This is a genomic window from Streptomyces sp. CB02058 (assembly GCF_001905505.1).
Lineage (GTDB): Bacteria > Actinomycetota > Actinomycetes > Streptomycetales > Streptomycetaceae > Streptomyces.
Genome location: NZ_LIPG01000003.1, coordinates 1,586,517 through 1,602,932, shown reverse-complemented (window position 1 = coordinate 1,602,932; position 16,416 = coordinate 1,586,517). Strand labels below are relative to the sequence as shown.

Below are 16,416 nucleotides of genomic sequence, written 5' to 3'. Positions count from 1 at the left end.
CCCCGAACAAGAGGTGTGACGCACGCATGGCAACAACGCCGTACGCAGAGACCGCCGGAAGTCGGCCGCGAGTCCGTCGCGACGTCCTGTTCACCGAGACTCCCAACGGGGTGATCTTCCACAACGCGGACGGCGGTTTCCAGCTCACCGCCAAGTCCGGTTACCGGTTCGCCACCCTCCTCGTGCCGCACCTGGACGGCAGCAGATCCGTCGAGGAGATCTGTCAGGGCTTCGGAGAGCGCCAGAAGGCGATGGTGGGCGAACTCGTCGCGGCACTCTACGCGCGTGGCTTCGCCCGTCCGGTGCCGCCGGCCGAAGAGGCGGCCGCCGCCGTCCCTCCGGCCGCGACCGCCCGCTTCGCCGAGCAGATCGCCTACATCGACCACTACGCCGACGGTGCGGGCGCCCGGTTCGCCCGCTATCGCGCCGCCCGCGTCGCCGTCCTCGGCGACGGCCCGGTGGCCCGCTGGTGCGCGCTGTCGCTGATCCGCAACGGCTGCGCCACCGTGGCCGTCGACCCCGCGCTCCTGGACGGCTCCGGCGGTGTCACGCCCGCGGAGATCGCGGCCGTCCACCGCGAGGTGGCCGAACTCACCGACCAGGACTGCCCGGTGACGCTGGCCGTGCTGCCGGGCGCCCGGGCCGAACCGGCGGGCTGGGCGGCGTACGAGGGGTACGACGTCGTGGTGGCCGCCGCCGGCCCCCGCGTACCGGCGGCCGTGCTCGCCCTGCTGCGGGAGGGCGTCCCCGAGGGGCGGACGCTGCTGCCCGCCTGGACGTTCGGGACCCGGGCCGTGGTCGGGCCGGTGATGACGGCCGGATCGACGGGCTGCTGGTCCTGCGCCGCCCTGCGCTTCGGCGCTTCCGGCGGCCCGGCCGCCGCCGACCTCTGGAGCGGGCTCGCCCTGGGCACCGGCACCTCGGGCGCGCAGCCTGCCGGACCGCTCGCCGCCATGCTCGGCAACCTGCTCGGTTTCGAGGTCTTCCGCCTGATCACCGAGGCGCTCCCGGCCGAGACCCGGGGCAAGCTGCTCATCCAGGACATGGAGTCCTTCGACGTCGCCTCGGAGCCGCTGCTGCCGCACCCCCGCTGCCCGCACTGCGCCACCGCCCCGACCGCCCCGGAACCGGTCGACGTGTCATCGGCACCGGTACGCCCTGCGTTCCTGCCGACCGTGGCCACCGCCCCGGACGACGACGCCGCCCAGGGCCCGCTGGCCGAACTGGAGCGCCGCTCCGCGCTGGTCCGCCCGCACGCCGGGGTCTTCACCCACTACGCGGACGAGCCCCTGACACAGACCCCGCTGAAGGTCGGATCCGTCGCCCTCGGTCTCGGCCCACGCGGCTTCCGCACCATCACGGCCTTCGACGTCCACCACACGGCCGGGGCCCGGCTGCGCGCTCTGAACGCCGCGGCGTCCGTCTACGCCGAGCACGTGGTGCCCGCCGTCCCCGCACCGGACGACACCGTGCCCGCCGTGGATCCGGCGGCCCTCACCATCGCCTCCGGTACCGGCACCGGAGCTCACGCGGCCTGGACCCTGGCCACCTCACTCGTCACCAAGGAGCGGATACGGGTGCCCGCCGCGGCCGTACGCCCCTTCGGCCGGGACAACGCCGACCGGAGCTTCGAGCCCACCCGGGCCGGTGCCGGCGCCGGGGCCGACCTTCCCGAGGCCGCCGCCTGCGGGCTGCTCTCCGCACTCGCCCACGACGCCCTGACCCGGGCCGTCCGGCAGTCGGGGAACGTGTCCGTGATCCCGCACGAGGAACTCGGTGACGACCCCGAGGTGACGTTCCTGCTCGGTTCCGCCGCCCACCTGGGCCTCACGGTCGAACTCCTCGACCTCGGCGAGCCCGCCCACAGCGGCGCCCATGCCGTCCTGGCCCGGGCCGCCACCGGACCCGCCCGCTGGGCCGTCGGCGCCGCCCTCGACCGCGCGGGGGCCGTCGTGGAAGCCGTACGGGACCTGCTCGGCGAGGCCCAGTTCGCGGCCGACGCCGAGGGCGGAGCCGACACCGCCCCGGACATCGGCGACCCCCTGCTCCGGGACCTGGACGCGGCCCTGATCGCGGTCGACCGCACCGAGCCCGCGCCGCCCGGCCCTGCCACGGACTGGGCCCGCCTCCTGGACGGCCTGCGCACCGTCGGCCGGGACGCGCTGGTCGTGCCCACGCATGCGGCGGACCTGCCCACCGCCGGCATCCACACCGTGCGCGTCCTGCTCACCCGGGGGGTCACCGATGCGGGCTGAGCCCACCGAGCGCCCCGGGACCACCGCGCGGGGCGGGTCGGCGCGGCGGTTCGCGGGGGTCCTGAGCGACGCCCTCGACGAGGTCTCCCCCGCCGACGCGCCCGCCGTGGCGGTGGCCCCGCTGGGCGACCATGACGCGTACACCGCCGCCACCGCGCCGTCGGAACGGGGCGCCGTGCCCGTCCACCTGTACGGGCGTCAGGTGCTGGTCGGTCCCTGGCCCGACGACGACCGGGCCGCCGGCTGCGGGACCTGCCTGGCGCGGCGGTGGCAGGGCGTGCGCTCGGTGCCGCTGCGCGAAGGGCTCGAACTCGGCTCCGGCACCCGGGCGGTGGGTGACTGGCCGTACGCCACCCCCTTCGCAGCCACCGCCGTGGCCGCGCTCCTGGCGGGACTCGGCGCCGAGCGGCCGAAACCGGGACCGTACCCGTGGGTGCATCTGCTGGACCTGGACGCCATGACCGTACGCAGCCACCCCCTCGTTCCGGACCCGGAGTGCCCTGATTGCGCAGCTCCGGGCGAGGACACCGCCGAGGGCGCCGCCTACGCTCCCGAGCCCGCGCCCAAGTACCGGCCGGGCGCGTTCCGGGTGCGCCGGATCGAGGACTACCGGCTGCCCGTGGACGCCTTCGCCAACCCGCACTGGGGCGCGCTCGGCCCGTCCGTCGTCTGCGACGTCGCCTCCACCACGACCTCCGCCACCGTCGGCTGCTTCTCCACCCGGTCCGGGGAGTATCTGCGCGAGACGTTCTGGGGCGGCCATGCGGGCACCTACGCGCACAGCCAGCGCATCGGTGTCCTGGAAGGGCTCGAACGCTACGCCGGGATGCGCGCCCGTGCCAGGACGACCCGGCTCACCGCCTCGCTGGACGACCTCGGCCCCGACGCCGTCGACCCCCGCGAAACCGGCCTCTACTCCGAGGAGTTCCACCGCGCCAACCCACGGGTGAGGCCCTTCACCCCGGACCGGGAGATCCCCTGGGTGTGGGGCTGGTCCCTGCGCGACGCCAAGCCCCGCCCGGTCCCCGAGATCCTGGCCTACTACCACGCACCCGGACTGGAGAACCGGTTCGTGCAGGAGAGCTCCAACGGCTGTGCCTCAGGGGGCAGTACGGAGGAGGCTGTCTACTTCGGGCTGATGGAGGCCGTCGAGCGGGACGCCTTCCTGCTCGCCTGGTACGGGCAGCTGCCGCTGAGGGAGATCGACCCCGCGACCAGTGCCCGCCCCGGCACCCGGCACATGGTGGACCGGCTGGCCATGTACGGCTACCGGGCCCGCTTCTTCGACACCCGGATCAGCTTCCCCGTCCCCGTCGTCACCGCCGTCGCCGAGCGCTTCGACGGGGGAACGGGCCGGATGTGCTTCGGGGCGGGCGCGGGGCTCGACCCGGAATCGGCTCTCGACTCCGCACTGTGCGAGATCGCCACCGACTCGGTCAACCTGGTCGGCCGCACCCTGCGCGACGAGCCCCGGCTGCGCGCCATGGCCGCCGACTTCGACCGGGTCACCACCCTGCACGACCACCCGCTGGTCTACGGCGTACCGGAAATGGGGCGGCACGCCGACTTCCTGCTGCGCCAGGAGGCCCCGAAGCCTCCGCTCGCGGTCGCCGACCTGGTGTGGCCGGACGCCGACGGCGCCCCCGCCGCGCCGGACCTGCGCGAGGACCTGCTGCGCGCGGTGGGCGCCGTCACCGCCGCCGGGTTCGACGTCGTCGTGGTGGACCAGACCCTGCCCGAGCAGCGCGCCGTCGGGCTGCACACCGTGAAGGTCCTGGTGCCCGGTCTCGTCCCCATCGACTTCGGCTGGTCACGTCAGCGCGCCCGCCGCATGCCCCGGATGCGCACCGTCCTCGGCGCCGCCGGACTCAACCCCGCCCCGCACCCGTTCCCGTGACGGCCCGTCCGTACCGCACGCCCATCCGAAAGGGGGCCGACCTCATGGGGTACGCCCACGAGTACGCCGACGCCGTCCTGCACCGGGGCCGCGTCCCGATGGAACCCGCCGACTTCGTGCCCGACTGGCCCGACGGGCCGCGCAAGGGCAAGTTCTACCCCGGCGTGGAGTCCTACGCCCTGCCCGACGGCGACGGTCTCCTCGACCCGCCGGCAGCCCTCGGCCTGCTCCCGGCCGGCGCTCCCGGCCCGGCCCCCGCCACCGCGCCCGGCCCGGCGGGATTCACGCTGCCGCTGCTCTCCGCCATGCTCAAGGACTCCTACGGGCTGACGGGCCGCCGCCTCGGCATCCAGGCCAACAGCGACCTGGCCGGCCTGCCCTTCTACACCCATGCCAACTGGTCGCGGGGCACGGCGGGTGGTGGCGGCCTCTACCCGGTCAGCATCTACTGGGCCGCCGGCCCGTCGGGGCCGCTCACCCCTGGCATCCACTACTACGACATCCACCGGCATGCCGTGCAGCGGCTGCTGACCGGTGACGTCTCGGCCCGGATCCGCGAGTCGCTCGGCCCGGACGCGCCTGCCGAGGCGCTGGAGACCGACCAGTATCTGATCCTCGGCGTCAAGTACTGGCAGAACTCGTTCAAGTACAACAGCTTCTCCTACCACGTGGTCTCCACCGACCTCGGCACGCTCGTGCAGACCTGGCGGATCTGGGCCGGGGCCCGGGGGCTGCGGACAGCGCCCGTGCTGTGGTTCGACGAGCCCCGCCTGAACGGCCTGCTCGGCACCAGGGGGGAGGAGGAGGGCGTCTTCGCCGTCGTCCCGCTGCGCTGGGCCGATGAGCGGGCCCCCACCGCGGCGGTCGCGCCGTCCGGCCCCGACCCCGCCGTCCGGCACCGGGACGTCGAACGGTCCCGCACCGTCCTGGACTTCCCGACCGTCCGCGCCATGCACGCCGCGACCACCGCACATGCGGCCGGCCGTCCGGGCCCCGGCGCGCTGGCGTCGGCCGCCGCCCTGCCGGTGCCCGACGGCGGCACCCGGGCCGCCCTGCCCGCCCCCGCCTTCCCCGACGTACCCGTCCGCCGGACGCTGCGCGGGCGGCGGAGCAGCTTCGGCCGCTTCGACGCCGCCAGGCCGCTCACCCGGGCCCAGCTCTCGGCGGTCCTCGCGGCCTGCGCCGCGGCCTCGCTGGAGAGCGACGCCGACCCGGCCGGCACCGTGCGGCAGGCCCGGCTCTACGTCTTCGTCAGCCATGTGGAGGGCATCGAGCCCGGCGCGTACGTGTACGACCCGGACGCGGGGGACCTGCGGCTCGTCGAGGAGGGCGCACAGGGGGCGTTCCTCCAGGAGAACTACTTCCTGGCCAACTACAACCTGGAGCAGGCGGGCGCCGTCCTCGTGCCGACCGTCCGGACCACCGCGGTCCTGGACGCGGTCGGGGACCGCGGCTACCGGCTCGCCGTCGGCACGGCGGGCGCCGTCGCCCAGACCTTCTACGTCGCCGCCGCGGCCCTCGGGATCGGTGCGGGCGTGGCCCTGGGCTTCGACAACATCTCCTTCATCGAGAAGCTCGGCCTGGGCGACGGCGACGAGGCGCCCCTGCTGATCATGCCGCTGGGCAACGAACGGCCCCGGCCCGCCGACTTCCGCCACGAGATCGCCTGACGGGGAGAACCGATGACCCTCCTGACCTCCGACACAGCCCGGAGCGACACCAGCCGATGGGAGCCCGGCCGGCGCTTCGTGCTCCGCGCCGCCGGGCTGCCGGTGGAAGCGGTCCACGGCCTGCGCTGCCGCCGTACCCGGCGCTGGGCCGATGAGCTCCTGGCTGAAGAGGCGCGCCTCGCACGGGACGGCGCCGCGCTGAGCGACCTGCTGCACGGTCTGGTCCCGGCCGCCGACTCGGTGAGCGGCGAGGCCCGCCGGGCCCTGCTCGCCCTGCGCCGCCAGGTCTTCAACAACCGCCTGCCCGCCGACCCTCCGGCCGCCACGCGTCTGGTCGCCGGCCTGGACGAGGCCGTCGGTGCGAGCCTTTCGGCCTGGATCGAGGCCCGCGCCCGCTTCGGTGACCTCCTGGACGAGGGGGCCGTGGTGCTGGCCGAGGAGCTGCGCGCCGCGCGAACCGAGTTGCGGGGCGTGCTGGCCCATGACCGTTTCCGTAAAGGGCTGTTGCTGGCATCGCCCGCTCTGGACGGCCGGATCGACGGCTACCTGGGTGACACGAGCGCCCGACCCGGCGGCCGCATGCGGAAGATCGAGCGGTCCGCGCTCACCTACCTCTACCGCACCGCGTGCAAGACCAGTCCCTTCTCCACACTTACCGCCGTGGCCGCCGGAACGTTCGACGGCGACCCGTCGGACGCCACCGCCGCCCTGTACGTCGGCGAGGAGTGGACCAGCCACGTCCGGCTCAACGTCGTCGCCCTGGGCCGGATCGCCGACCTGATCCTGGCCGACCCGGTGCGCCGCCAGGACCTTGCCGTCGTCCTCTCCCCGGGCTGGGGCCGCGACGCTGACCGCGTCCGCTACGTGCGGCAGTGGGTGACCGCCGGGGACGACAGTGCTGCGGTGACCTTCGACGCTGTGCGCGACCGGTTGTTCTACCTGCGCACCAGCGGCACCCTGGAACGGATGCTCGAGCTCTTCGGCAGCCGCGACGGGCTCCGCCACCGCGATCTGGTCGACTGGCTCCAGGCCGAGCACGGCGCCGACCGCGCCGAGTGCGAGCGCTACGCCACCGCGCTGCTCCAGCTCGGCATGGTACGGGTGCCCGGGTTGCGCACCGATGTGCACAGCGCGGACCCGCTGCGTTCCTTCCAGGAAGGCCTGCGCGGGCTGGGCGCCCCGTGGGCCGACACCGCCGCCGACGCCCTGGACGGCCCGGCCGCCTGCCTCGCGGCCTATCCGGCCGCCGACGTCCCCACCCGCCGGGTGCTGCTGCGCACCCTGCGCGCGGAGCTCCTCCAGGTGCAGAGGGAGTTGGGGGCCGCCGAACCGACCCTGCCGCAGACGTTGTTGTACGAGGACGCGAGTGCGGGCGGCGACCTGGTCTGCCCGCCGGGCCTGCTGGCCGGCGAGACCGGGCGGGCCCTGAGGTCGGTGGAGGGCGTCCTGCCCATGTTCGACATCACGCTGCCCCAGCGCATCACCCTGCGCGGCTTCTTCACGGCCCGGTACGGGCGCGGCGGACGCTGCGACGATCTGCTCGGGCTGGTGCACGACTTCCACGAGGACTTCTTCGACCAGTACATCTCGTTCACGTCGAAGCGCACCTCCTTCGGCGAGGACGGGAGCTACGTCCCGGAGGAGAACTGGCTCGGCCAGAGCGCGCTGCGGACCCTGGACGACGCGCGTCGAAGCTTCGTGGCCGGCATGCGGGAGCTGTGGGAGGCGGAGGGCGCGGCGGAGGAGATACAGCTGCCGGACGGCCTCCTCGCCTCCGTCGCCGGTCAGCTCGCGCCTCTGACCGGCGACTTCACCCCGCAGAGTCACCACATCCAGGTGTCCGGTCCCGTCCCCGGTCACCGAACCGGCCCCCTGGTCGTCCTCAACCGTTCGTACGGCGGTCTCGCCTTCCCCTTCAGCCGTTTCACCCATGTCTACGACGGCGCAGGCGACCCCTCCGAGCCCGGGCTCTCGGCTCGGCTGAGGGGCGAACTACGCGAACACCAGCCCCACGGCGCCGTGTTCGCCGAGGTGACGGGTGGTCAGGTAACGAGCAACCTCAATCTGCACGGCCGCATGACGGACTATCAGATCGTCTGCCCCGGCGAGATCTCCACCGTCCCCGAGGCCGACCGGCTCCACCTGGACGACCTCTACCTCGTCCACGATGACGACGCCGACCGCCTGGTCCTCCGCTCGCGCCGACTGGAGTGTGAGGTCATCCCCGTCTACCTCGGCTACCTCGTCCCGGTGGCCCTGCCGGAGATACCCCGCACCCTGCTGCTCCTGTCGCCGAGCACCATGACGCCGGCCGACGTCTGGGGCGGCGTCCCCCGGAGCGCGGCCGTGGGCGGCGTCACCCGCCGGCCGCGCGTGGCCCACGGCGACGTCGTGATCAGCCGCCGCAGCTGGACGGCGGACGCCACCGCCCTCCCGGACCGCACCCCCGGGACGGACGAGGCGCGGTGGTACCTGTCCTGGCAGCGCTGGCGCCGCGCTCACGGGCTGCCCGACCAGGTCTTCGCGACGGTCCAGGAGGCCGGTCGCCGCTCCCCCGGCGCGAAGCCCCTGTACGTGGACTTCGACAGTCCGCTGTCGCTGACGGTCCTCGACGCAACTGTGGACCGGGCCCCGGGCGCCTCGGTGATCCTGCGCGAGATGCTCCCCGCCGAGGACGGACTGCACCTGACGTCCGCCGAGGGCAGACACGTGGCCGAACTGGCCGTGGAAACGTTCACCTCCCGCCCCTCCCGTACCGAGGACGGCCCCACATGCAGAAACTGATCCCGCCGAGCCCCACCACCCCCGACCCGGCCCCCACAGCGCCGGGAGAGTGGATCGCGCTGCACGTCTTCTACGCCGCAAGCCCTCAGCCGATGCTGGTCAACTGCGTCCGCCCGCTGGTGGACAGGCTGACAGCCGAAGGGCTGCTCGCGGGCCACTTCTTCATCAACTACTGGCTCGAGGGCCCCCACGTACGCCTCCGGCTGCGCCCCGCCCACCCCGGAGCCGCCCCCGAGGTGAAGCGCCGGGCGGAGGAGGCGCTCACCGAGTTCCTCCGGGTCCGCCCTGCCCTGTACGAGGTCGACTCCGGCTTCCTGAAGGACTTCTACAACGAGCTGTTCGACATCGAGTTCCCCGGCGAGGACCGCGCCCGCTACATGGGCGAGGACGGCCGGATGAACCTGCGGCCGAACAACTCCTTCGCGTACGAGCCCTACGCCCCGGAGTACGCCAAGTACGGCGGCCCGGCCGGCGTCGAGCTCGCGGAGTGGCACTTCCGGCACTCCAGCGACCTGGTCGTCGAAGCCTTCCGCACCATGAACCTGCACCTGCGGACCGTACTGCTCGGCACATCGGCCCAGCTGATGATGGTGATGGCCGGCTGTTTCCTGCCCGAGGAGGACCGGCTCGCGGACTACCTGGACGGCTACTACGCCTTCTGGCACCGGGCCTTCCCCGGCACCGGCTTCATCGGCTCCGAGGAGTACGAGGCCACGTACGCGAGGACGGCGCCCCAGCTGGGCCGCCGGTTCGCCGAGATACGGACCGCCGTCACGAGCGGCGAACTGGGGCGGCTGCCGGGCTTCCTGCGAGGCTGGGCGGAGCACTGCCTGGAACTGCGCGGCCGCATCGAGGACCTGACCACCCGGGGCGAGCTGGTCTTCCCCGTCTGGGACGGGCCCGCCCGGGAGGACGCCGGCCAGGAGCGCGCGGAACCTTCGGACGCGGCGCCGCTGGAAGCGGTCACCCACGTTCCGGCCGTACTGCCCCGGCTGCTCTCCCCCTACATGCACATGACCAACAACCGGCTCCATGTGACGATCCGGGACGAGGCGTACCTCTCCTTCATGCTGGGCCAGGTGCTGAGGGAGCCGGGCCTGGCGGGCTCGCCGAGGGCGGCCGGCACATGACCGCCACCCCCGACACCCCGGCTCCCGTGTCCGCCGCCCGCGGTGCGGCCCGGGCGTACCGGCCCGCACTGCGGGCCGGGGTCCGGATCGGCCCGCCCCTGCTGCGCGGCCCCCGCACCGTGCATCTCGTCCGCCACCCCGCGACCGGCGCCGTGTCCGAGATCGGGCCCAAGGAGCACTTCGTCATCCGTCGGCTCGACGGCACCAGGAATCTGGACGACCTGGCCCCCGAGTACGCCGACCGCTTCGGCCGCCGCCTCGCAGAGGAGAGCTGGAACCATCTCCTCGGCCTCCTCGGCACACGCGGCCTGCTGGACGGTGCGCCGGACCCACCGACCCCGGTGCACGCCGCGCCCCGGCCCGTCACCTTCTGGCGCGGCACCCGCCGCATGGTCGACGACGCCGACGCGATCACCGCGCGGCTGCATCTGGTCCTGCGCCCCCTGCTGCACCGCGCGATCCAGCTGCCGCTGCTGGCCGCCGTCCTCGCCCTGGTGCTGGGCCTCGCCCTGCACACGGGAGAACTCATCGAGGGAACCGGCGAGTTGATCCGGCAACCGGTCGTCCTGGCCGCCGTCGCCCTGTTCCTGTGGTTCAGCATCACCGTCCACGAGCTGGCCCACGGCATCGCCGCCCAGCACTACGGCGGGCATGTCGCCGAGATCGGCCTGCGCTGGCGGTTCCCCGCCGCGATGCTGTACTGCACGGTCGACGACTACCTCTTCATCCCCGGCAGGCGCGCCAAACTCGTGATCGCCGGGGCGGGTGCGTACATCAACCTGGTGCTGCTGCTCCCCTTCGGGATCAGGTGGTACACGCTGCCCGTGGACGACCCGGCCCGCCCGCTGCTCGCCGGGCTGCTGCTGCTCGGCAGCGTCCAGGCACTCAGCAACCTCGTCCCGCTGCCCCCGCTCGACGGCTACCGGATGCTCGGCCACCTCCTCGGCACCGCCCACCTGGCGCCCGAGACCAGGACCTATCTGGCGCTGCGCCGGACCGGCTCCGGGGCGACCGCCGCCTACCCCCGCCGCGCTCGGCTGATCTACACGGCGTACGGCACCGGGTCGGCCCTCCTTCTTCTCCTCGCCATGACCGGCACCTGCGCGGTGGCGTTCCTGCTGCTGCGCGGATGACCCGGCCGGGCGACCGCCCCCGAACCGAAGGAACCACGCACCACATGAGTGAGGAACAGGCCATGCGATCCACACCCACCGCCGTCCGCGTGCAGGGGGTCTCCAAACGGTACGGGGACCGGCAGGCTGTCGATGACGTGTCGCTGGACATCAGCCGGGGTGAGTTCTTCGGCCTTCTCGGCCCCAACGGTGCCGGCAAGTCCACCCTGGTGGAAATCATGGAAGGGCTGCGCCACGCCGACACCGGCTCGGTCGCCCTCTTCGGCGAGTCCCCGTGGCCGCGCAACACAGCCCTGCTGCCCCGCATCGGCATTCAGACCCAGTCCTCCGCCTTCTTCGTCCGGCAGACGGCGCACGAGCACCTGCGTACCGTCGCCGCCCTCTACGGGGCCTCGCGGGATGCCGCCGACGCCACCCTCGACTCCGTGGGACTCACAGGGCAGCGCGACGTCCAGGTGGAGAACCTCTCCGGAGGCCAGCGCCAGCGCCTCGCCATCGCCTCCGCCCTCGTCCACGGACCCGAGCTGATCTTCCTGGACGAGCCGACCGCCGCCCTCGATCCGCAGGCCCGGCGTGCCCTCTGGGACGTACTGCGCGGGCTCAAAGCCGAAGGCCGCACCATCGTCTACACCACCCACCACCTGGACGAGGCGGAGGAACTCTGCGACCGCATCGCCATCCTGGTGGACGGGCGGATCGCCGTGACCGACAGCCCGCACAACCTCGTGGACGCCTCCCGCGCCCCGAGCCGGCTGCTGTTGCCGCTCGGCGGGCTGGACGAGCGGAAGGCGGCGGCCATCACCGGCGTCGACCGGGTCACCGTCCAGGGAGGCTCCCTGGTCCTGGAGACCCGGACCACCGGCCGGGTCCTCAGCGCCCTCGACCGACTCGTCGGCCTGGACGGGGTACAGACCCGCACCCCCAGCCTGGAGGACGTCTATCTCGACCTCACCGCCCGGCTCGCCCAGACCCCGGACACCCCCCGCCGTACCGCCGAGACCACCACGGAGCACCAGCCATGAGCGCGTACGCCGCACTGACCGGAGCGGGATACCGCGCCCAGGTCCGTGACAGGACGACTCTGTTCTTCACCTTCGCCTTCCCGCTCCTCTTCCTCGTCGTCTTCGGGCTGATCTTCCGTGGCCAGGCCGTCGAGCAGAGCGGCCTGTCCTACATCTCGTACACCGCCGCCGGGGTGCTCTCCTGGGGTGTCGCCAACGCCGCTGTCTTCGGGATCGCGTTCACGCTGATGCAGTGGCGCTCCGACGACATCCTGCGGCTGATCCGGATGTCCCCGGCCCCGCTGTCCGCGGTGATCGGCTCCCGCTACGTCATCGCCCTGGCCGTGGGCCTGGTGCAGTCGCTGTTGTTCATCGGGGTGGCCATGCTCCCCCTGTTCGGGCTGGAGCCCGCCTCCGGATGGCCGCTGCTGATCCCGGTGATGACCCTCGGCATCACGACGTTCCTCCTGCTCGGCGTGATCATCGGCTCGTTCGCCAACACCCCCGAGTCGGTCGCGGCCGTCGCCAACTTCCTGATGCTGCCCATGGCGTTCCTGTCCGGCTCGTTCTTCCCGCTGGACGCCATGCCCACCTGGCTGCAGAAGGTGTCCCTGGTCATGCCGCTGCGCTACCTCAACGACGCGGTCTCCCACGCGCTCACGGGACGCGGAGACGGCTCCGACGTCGCGGTGGGCTGCGCCGGACTCGCCGTGTTCGCACTCGTCTTCGGCGTGGTCGCTGTCAGGACGTTCCGCTGGACGAGGTCCTCGTGACCGCCCCCACGCGGCCGCGGCCGCAGCCGATGGACGCGGCGCGGGACGCGCTCCACACGGCGCTCACCGACCGCCTGGGCCAGGACCTCCCCGTCGTCCCGGTCGGCGCCACCGACGCCGCCGCCACGCTCGGCGGCCGGGGCGCCCCCGACCCCTGGGCACACCTGAGGGCCGGTGCGCGAGTCCACCTCACCGCCTCCGCCGTACTGATCGGCCCCTGGGGCGGCGACGGCACCGCCCCCGCGTGCGGGCGCTGCCTGGCCCTGCGCTGGCAGCGGCTGCGCAGCCGCTCGGAGCGGGACGCCCTGGAGACCGGAGGGCCGGACGGACCACGGCCGGCGGGCGCCTGGCCGTTGTTCACCGGCCACGTCTACGACACCGTCGCCGCCCTGTGCACCGCGCTGCTGCACGACGGCCCGGCCGCCGCGCCTCCCGCCACCGACCCGGCCGACCGGGCACTGCCCCAGGTCTCCCGACTCGACCTGATGACCCTTCGGGTGAGGACGTACCCTCTCCTGGCGGACCCCCTCTGCCCGGACTGCGCCCCGCCGGTCACCCCGGCACGGCCTCGCCCGCTCACTCTGGAGACCCGTCCCAAGGCCGACCCCGGCACCTACCGGCTGCGCGCCGCCTCCTCGTACCCGATCCCCGAGAACGCCCTCGCCAACCCGGTCTGCGGCGTCCTCGGCGGCGGCACCTGGCTGAACGTCACCTCACCGACCACGGCACCGGTCGCCGGCAGCGTCTTCGTACGCGGCTACGCGGGGCTCAACGACGTCACCTGGAGCGGTCAGGAGAACGCCTTCTCCACGAGCCGTACGCTGGCCTTCCTGGAGGGCCTGGAGCGCTACGCGGGAACCCACCGGCGGGGCCGCACCACTCCGGTCACCGGCTCCTGGAACGACCTCAAGGCCGATGCCGTGGACCCCGCCACCTGCGGTTTCTACGACCCGCGCACCTATCGCGACGACCCCCTGGTCGACCCCTTCGACCCGGACCGGCCCATCCCATGGGAATGGGGCTGGTCCCTGCGCGACGACCGCCCGCTCCTCGTGCCCTCCCGCCTCGTCTACTACAGCGCCGGGCTGGCCGCGGACAACTTCGTCTTCGAGTGCTCCAACGGCTGTGCCATCGGCGGCTGCCTGGAGGAGGCGGTCCTCGGCGGTCTCCTGGAACTCGTCGAACGCGACGCCTTCCTGAACGCCTGGTACGGCAACGCCCGCCTCACCGAGATCGACCTTGCGACCGTGGGCGGCCCCGCTGCCGCCATGGCGGGACGGGCCGCGCTGCAGGGCTACGACGTCCACGTCCTGGACAACCGTGTCGACCTGGCGATCCCGGTCGCCACCGCCGTCGCCGTACGCCGCGACGGCGGCCCCGGCACCCTGTCGTTCGCCGCGGCGGCATCGCTGGACCCCCGGTCCGCCGTGGAGGGCGCACTCTCGGAGGTCCTCACCTACATCCCGCACCTCGCCCGGCAGACCGAGGAGCGCCGTGCCGAACTGGAGGCCATGGCCGACGACTTCCACCGGGTCCGTCACCTCAAGGACCACGCCCAGCTGTACGGGCTGCCCAGGATGGCCGTTCACGCCCGCAGCTATCTGGAGCCCCTCGCGGTACGCCCCTTCGACGAGGTCTACCGACGGTGGGAGAACGTCCAGCGCCCGCGCACGGGGGACCTCGGCGACGACGTACGAGCGGTCGTCGGCGAACTGGGGGCGGCCGGCCACGACGTGATCGTCGTCGACCAGACCACCCCGGAGCAGGTACGCATGGGCCTGCGCACCGTCAGCACCCTGGTGCCCGGCCTCCTGCCGATCGACTTCGGCTGGAACCGTCAGCGGGCCCCGCTGATGCCCAGGCTGCGGACGGCACTGCGGCGCGGCGGCCACCGCACCACGGACCTCGCGGACGCCGAGATCCGGATGGTGCCGCACCCGTTCCCGTGACGCCCGGCGGGCACGGGAAACGCCCGGTATCCGTCGAGCGAACGGATACCGGGCGCGTCCCGTGAACGGACTGTCGCCCGGTCAGGCGGAGCAGGAGGTGGTGCTGGTGGTGGAGCTGCACGTCGAGGTCGAGCTGGTGCTGGTGGAACCGGCCAGCACGACCTCGCTGGCGTCCGAGTAGTCGGAGATCTCGAAGGTCTCCGCCTCGAGCTCCAGGATCTCGTCGGCGAGGGTGCTCAGGTCCTTGTTCATGGGTGTCTCCTCCGTATCGGGGGCCCGCCGACTGTGGGGAAGGCCGCCTGCGTGGGGTGTACGACCCCATTCCACCGCCGGCCGCTCACCGTTCGGCATGTCCCTCGCTCACACATCGCTGGCACGCGGCGCCAGCGGGCCGCCACCAACCCCGTCCCGGAGGATTCCTGTGACTCCGCAGCACCCCGCTCTCGCCCACCCGGACCTGGCAGTACGTCCCGCGCTCACCCTCTACCTGGACGTCCACCGGACCCCGGAGGTCTCCGGTGAGGAGAGCCGCACAGCCGCCCTGTTCGCGGACCGGCTCGCCGCCGTCGGGTTCGAGGTCGTACGCGGCATCGGAGGCCACGGTGTCGCGGGCGTCCTGCGCAACGGCGACGGTCCCCGCGTGTACCTGCGCACCGAGCTGGACGCACTGCCGCTGACCGAACGGACGGGCCTGCCGTACGCCAGCGTGAACGGGGCCATGCACGCCTGCGGCCACGACCTGCATCTCGCCGCGGCCACGGGCGCGGCCGACCTGCTGGCCCGCACCACGGACCACTGGAGCGGCACCCTGGTCGTGGTCGGCCAGCCGGCCGAGGAGACGCTCACGGGGGCCCGCGCGATGCTGGCGGACGGCCTGTACGAGCGCTGCGGCCGCCCGGACGCCGTGCTCGCCCAGCACGCGGCGCCGCTGCCCGCCGGAATGATCGCCCACGGAGGCCCGCACACCCCGATGGCCGCCGCGAGCGCGGCCCTGGGTGTGATCCTGCACGGACGCGGCGGCCACGCCGCGACCCCGCACCTCACGGTCGACCCGGTGGTCACGGCGGCAGCCGTGATCAGCCGCCTCCAGACCATCGCCTCGCGCGAGACGGCCCCCGCGGACCAGCTCACCCTCACCGTCGGCACGGTGAAGGCAGGCACGGCGGTCAACGTCGTCCCGGACACGGTGGAACTCGGCATCGGCCTGCGCGCCCTCACCGACGAGACCCTGGACCGTGCGCTGGCGGCGCTGGACCGCATCGTCCGGGCCGAGTGCGCGGCCTCCGCCTGCCCGCGTGAACCGGACCTGACGACGCTGTCACGCTCCCCGGCGCTCCGGGTCGACCCGCTCACGACGGAGGCGGTCCGGTCCGCGCACACCACCCTGTACGGCCCGGAACGGGTCACGACCTGGCCGGCGTCGATGGCTGCCGAGGACTTCCCGCTCTACGGCGACGCGGGCCTGGCGGTACACGGCGAACCCGGAATCCCCCTGGTCTACTGGATGCTGGGCACGACGGGCCGTGCACAGTGGGAGGCCTCACCGACCCGAGTCCCCCCGAACCACTCCTCGCACTTCGCCCCGGCCGTCCGCACGGCGCTCCCGGCGGCGATCACGGCGCTGACGGCGGCGGCACTGAACCAGCTGGGCGAGGTGGGGCGCTCGGCGCACGAGGTTCGGAATTCGATCCTGCGGGACCGATGATTCCTCCGCCGAGCCGCTGTCCCATCCGCATCAGAAGCCGACGATCATCCCGGCGGCGTCGTGGTGAGCACGGACGGTTGCAGAGTCGACGCTGACCGGGGACAAGTCCGTCCTGCCGT

General features: G+C 73.4%; 11 protein-coding genes. 10 read left to right on the top strand and 1 reads right to left on the bottom strand.

Annotated features, from left to right (window positions below; translation table 11 throughout):
* Nucleotides 1–26: 26 nt before the first annotated feature.
* From AMK10_RS20470 to AMK10_RS20430, 9 genes are read left to right on the top strand one after another with little or no spacing between them, the layout of a single operon-like run.
* Complete coding sequence (locus tag AMK10_RS20470; protein WP_073749238.1) at nucleotides 27–2,255, top strand: TOMM precursor leader peptide-binding protein; 2,229 nt, start codon at nucleotides 27–29, stop codon at nucleotides 2,253–2,255.
* The gene (locus tag AMK10_RS20465) at nucleotides 2,245–4,152 is read left to right on the top strand and encodes a TOMM precursor leader peptide-binding protein (protein WP_073749237.1); all 1,908 of its coding nucleotides are present in this window, start codon (nucleotides 2,245–2,247) and stop codon (nucleotides 4,150–4,152) included. Before AMK10_RS20470 ends, AMK10_RS20465 begins: the two co-directional genes overlap by 11 nt.
* Before the next feature lie 44 nt (nucleotides 4,153–4,196).
* Nucleotides 4,197–5,822, top strand: coding sequence for a nitroreductase family protein (locus AMK10_RS20460; RefSeq protein ID WP_073749372.1), 1,626 nt, complete (start codon nucleotides 4,197–4,199; stop codon nucleotides 5,820–5,822).
* A gap of 12 nt (nucleotides 5,823–5,834) precedes the next feature.
* Nucleotides 5,835–8,606, top strand: coding sequence for a lantibiotic dehydratase (locus AMK10_RS20455; RefSeq protein ID WP_073749236.1), 2,772 nt, complete (start codon nucleotides 5,835–5,837; stop codon nucleotides 8,604–8,606).
* Nucleotides 8,594–9,736, top strand: a complete 1,143-nt coding sequence (locus AMK10_RS20450; protein WP_073749235.1) for a lantibiotic dehydratase C-terminal domain-containing protein — start codon at nucleotides 8,594–8,596, stop codon at nucleotides 9,734–9,736. Before AMK10_RS20455 ends, AMK10_RS20450 begins: the two co-directional genes overlap by 13 nt.
* Nucleotides 9,733–10,869 (top strand): metalloprotease, encoded by a 1,137-nt coding sequence (locus tag AMK10_RS20445; protein ID WP_073749234.1) that lies wholly within the window; start codon nucleotides 9,733–9,735, stop codon nucleotides 10,867–10,869. Before AMK10_RS20450 ends, AMK10_RS20445 begins: the two co-directional genes overlap by 4 nt.
* Nucleotides 10,870–10,913: 44 nt before the next feature.
* Nucleotides 10,914–11,891 (top strand): ABC transporter ATP-binding protein, encoded by a 978-nt coding sequence (locus tag AMK10_RS20440; protein ID WP_073749233.1) that lies wholly within the window; start codon nucleotides 10,914–10,916, stop codon nucleotides 11,889–11,891.
* Nucleotides 11,888–12,643, top strand: a complete 756-nt coding sequence (locus tag AMK10_RS20435; protein WP_073749232.1) for an ABC transporter permease — start codon at nucleotides 11,888–11,890, stop codon at nucleotides 12,641–12,643. Before AMK10_RS20440 ends, AMK10_RS20435 begins: the two co-directional genes overlap by 4 nt.
* Before the next feature lie 29 nt (nucleotides 12,644–12,672).
* Entirely contained in the window at nucleotides 12,673–14,592 is a 1,920-nt protein-coding gene (locus tag AMK10_RS20430; RefSeq protein WP_073749371.1) for a TOMM precursor leader peptide-binding protein, read from the top strand.
* An 81-nt stretch (nucleotides 14,593–14,673) separates the two neighbouring features.
* Here the strand turns inward: AMK10_RS20430 and AMK10_RS20425 are convergent, their stop codons facing one another.
* Nucleotides 14,674–14,844, bottom strand: coding sequence for a thiazolylpeptide-type bacteriocin (locus AMK10_RS20425; RefSeq protein WP_030757923.1), 171 nt, complete (start codon nucleotides 14,842–14,844; stop codon nucleotides 14,674–14,676).
* 169 nt (nucleotides 14,845–15,013) lie between these two features.
* Here AMK10_RS20425 and AMK10_RS20420 point away from each other — a divergent pair, with 169 nt between their 5' ends.
* Entirely contained in the window at nucleotides 15,014–16,297 is a 1,284-nt protein-coding gene (locus AMK10_RS20420; protein ID WP_073749231.1) for an amidohydrolase, read from the top strand.
* Nucleotides 16,298–16,416 lie beyond the last annotated feature (119 nt).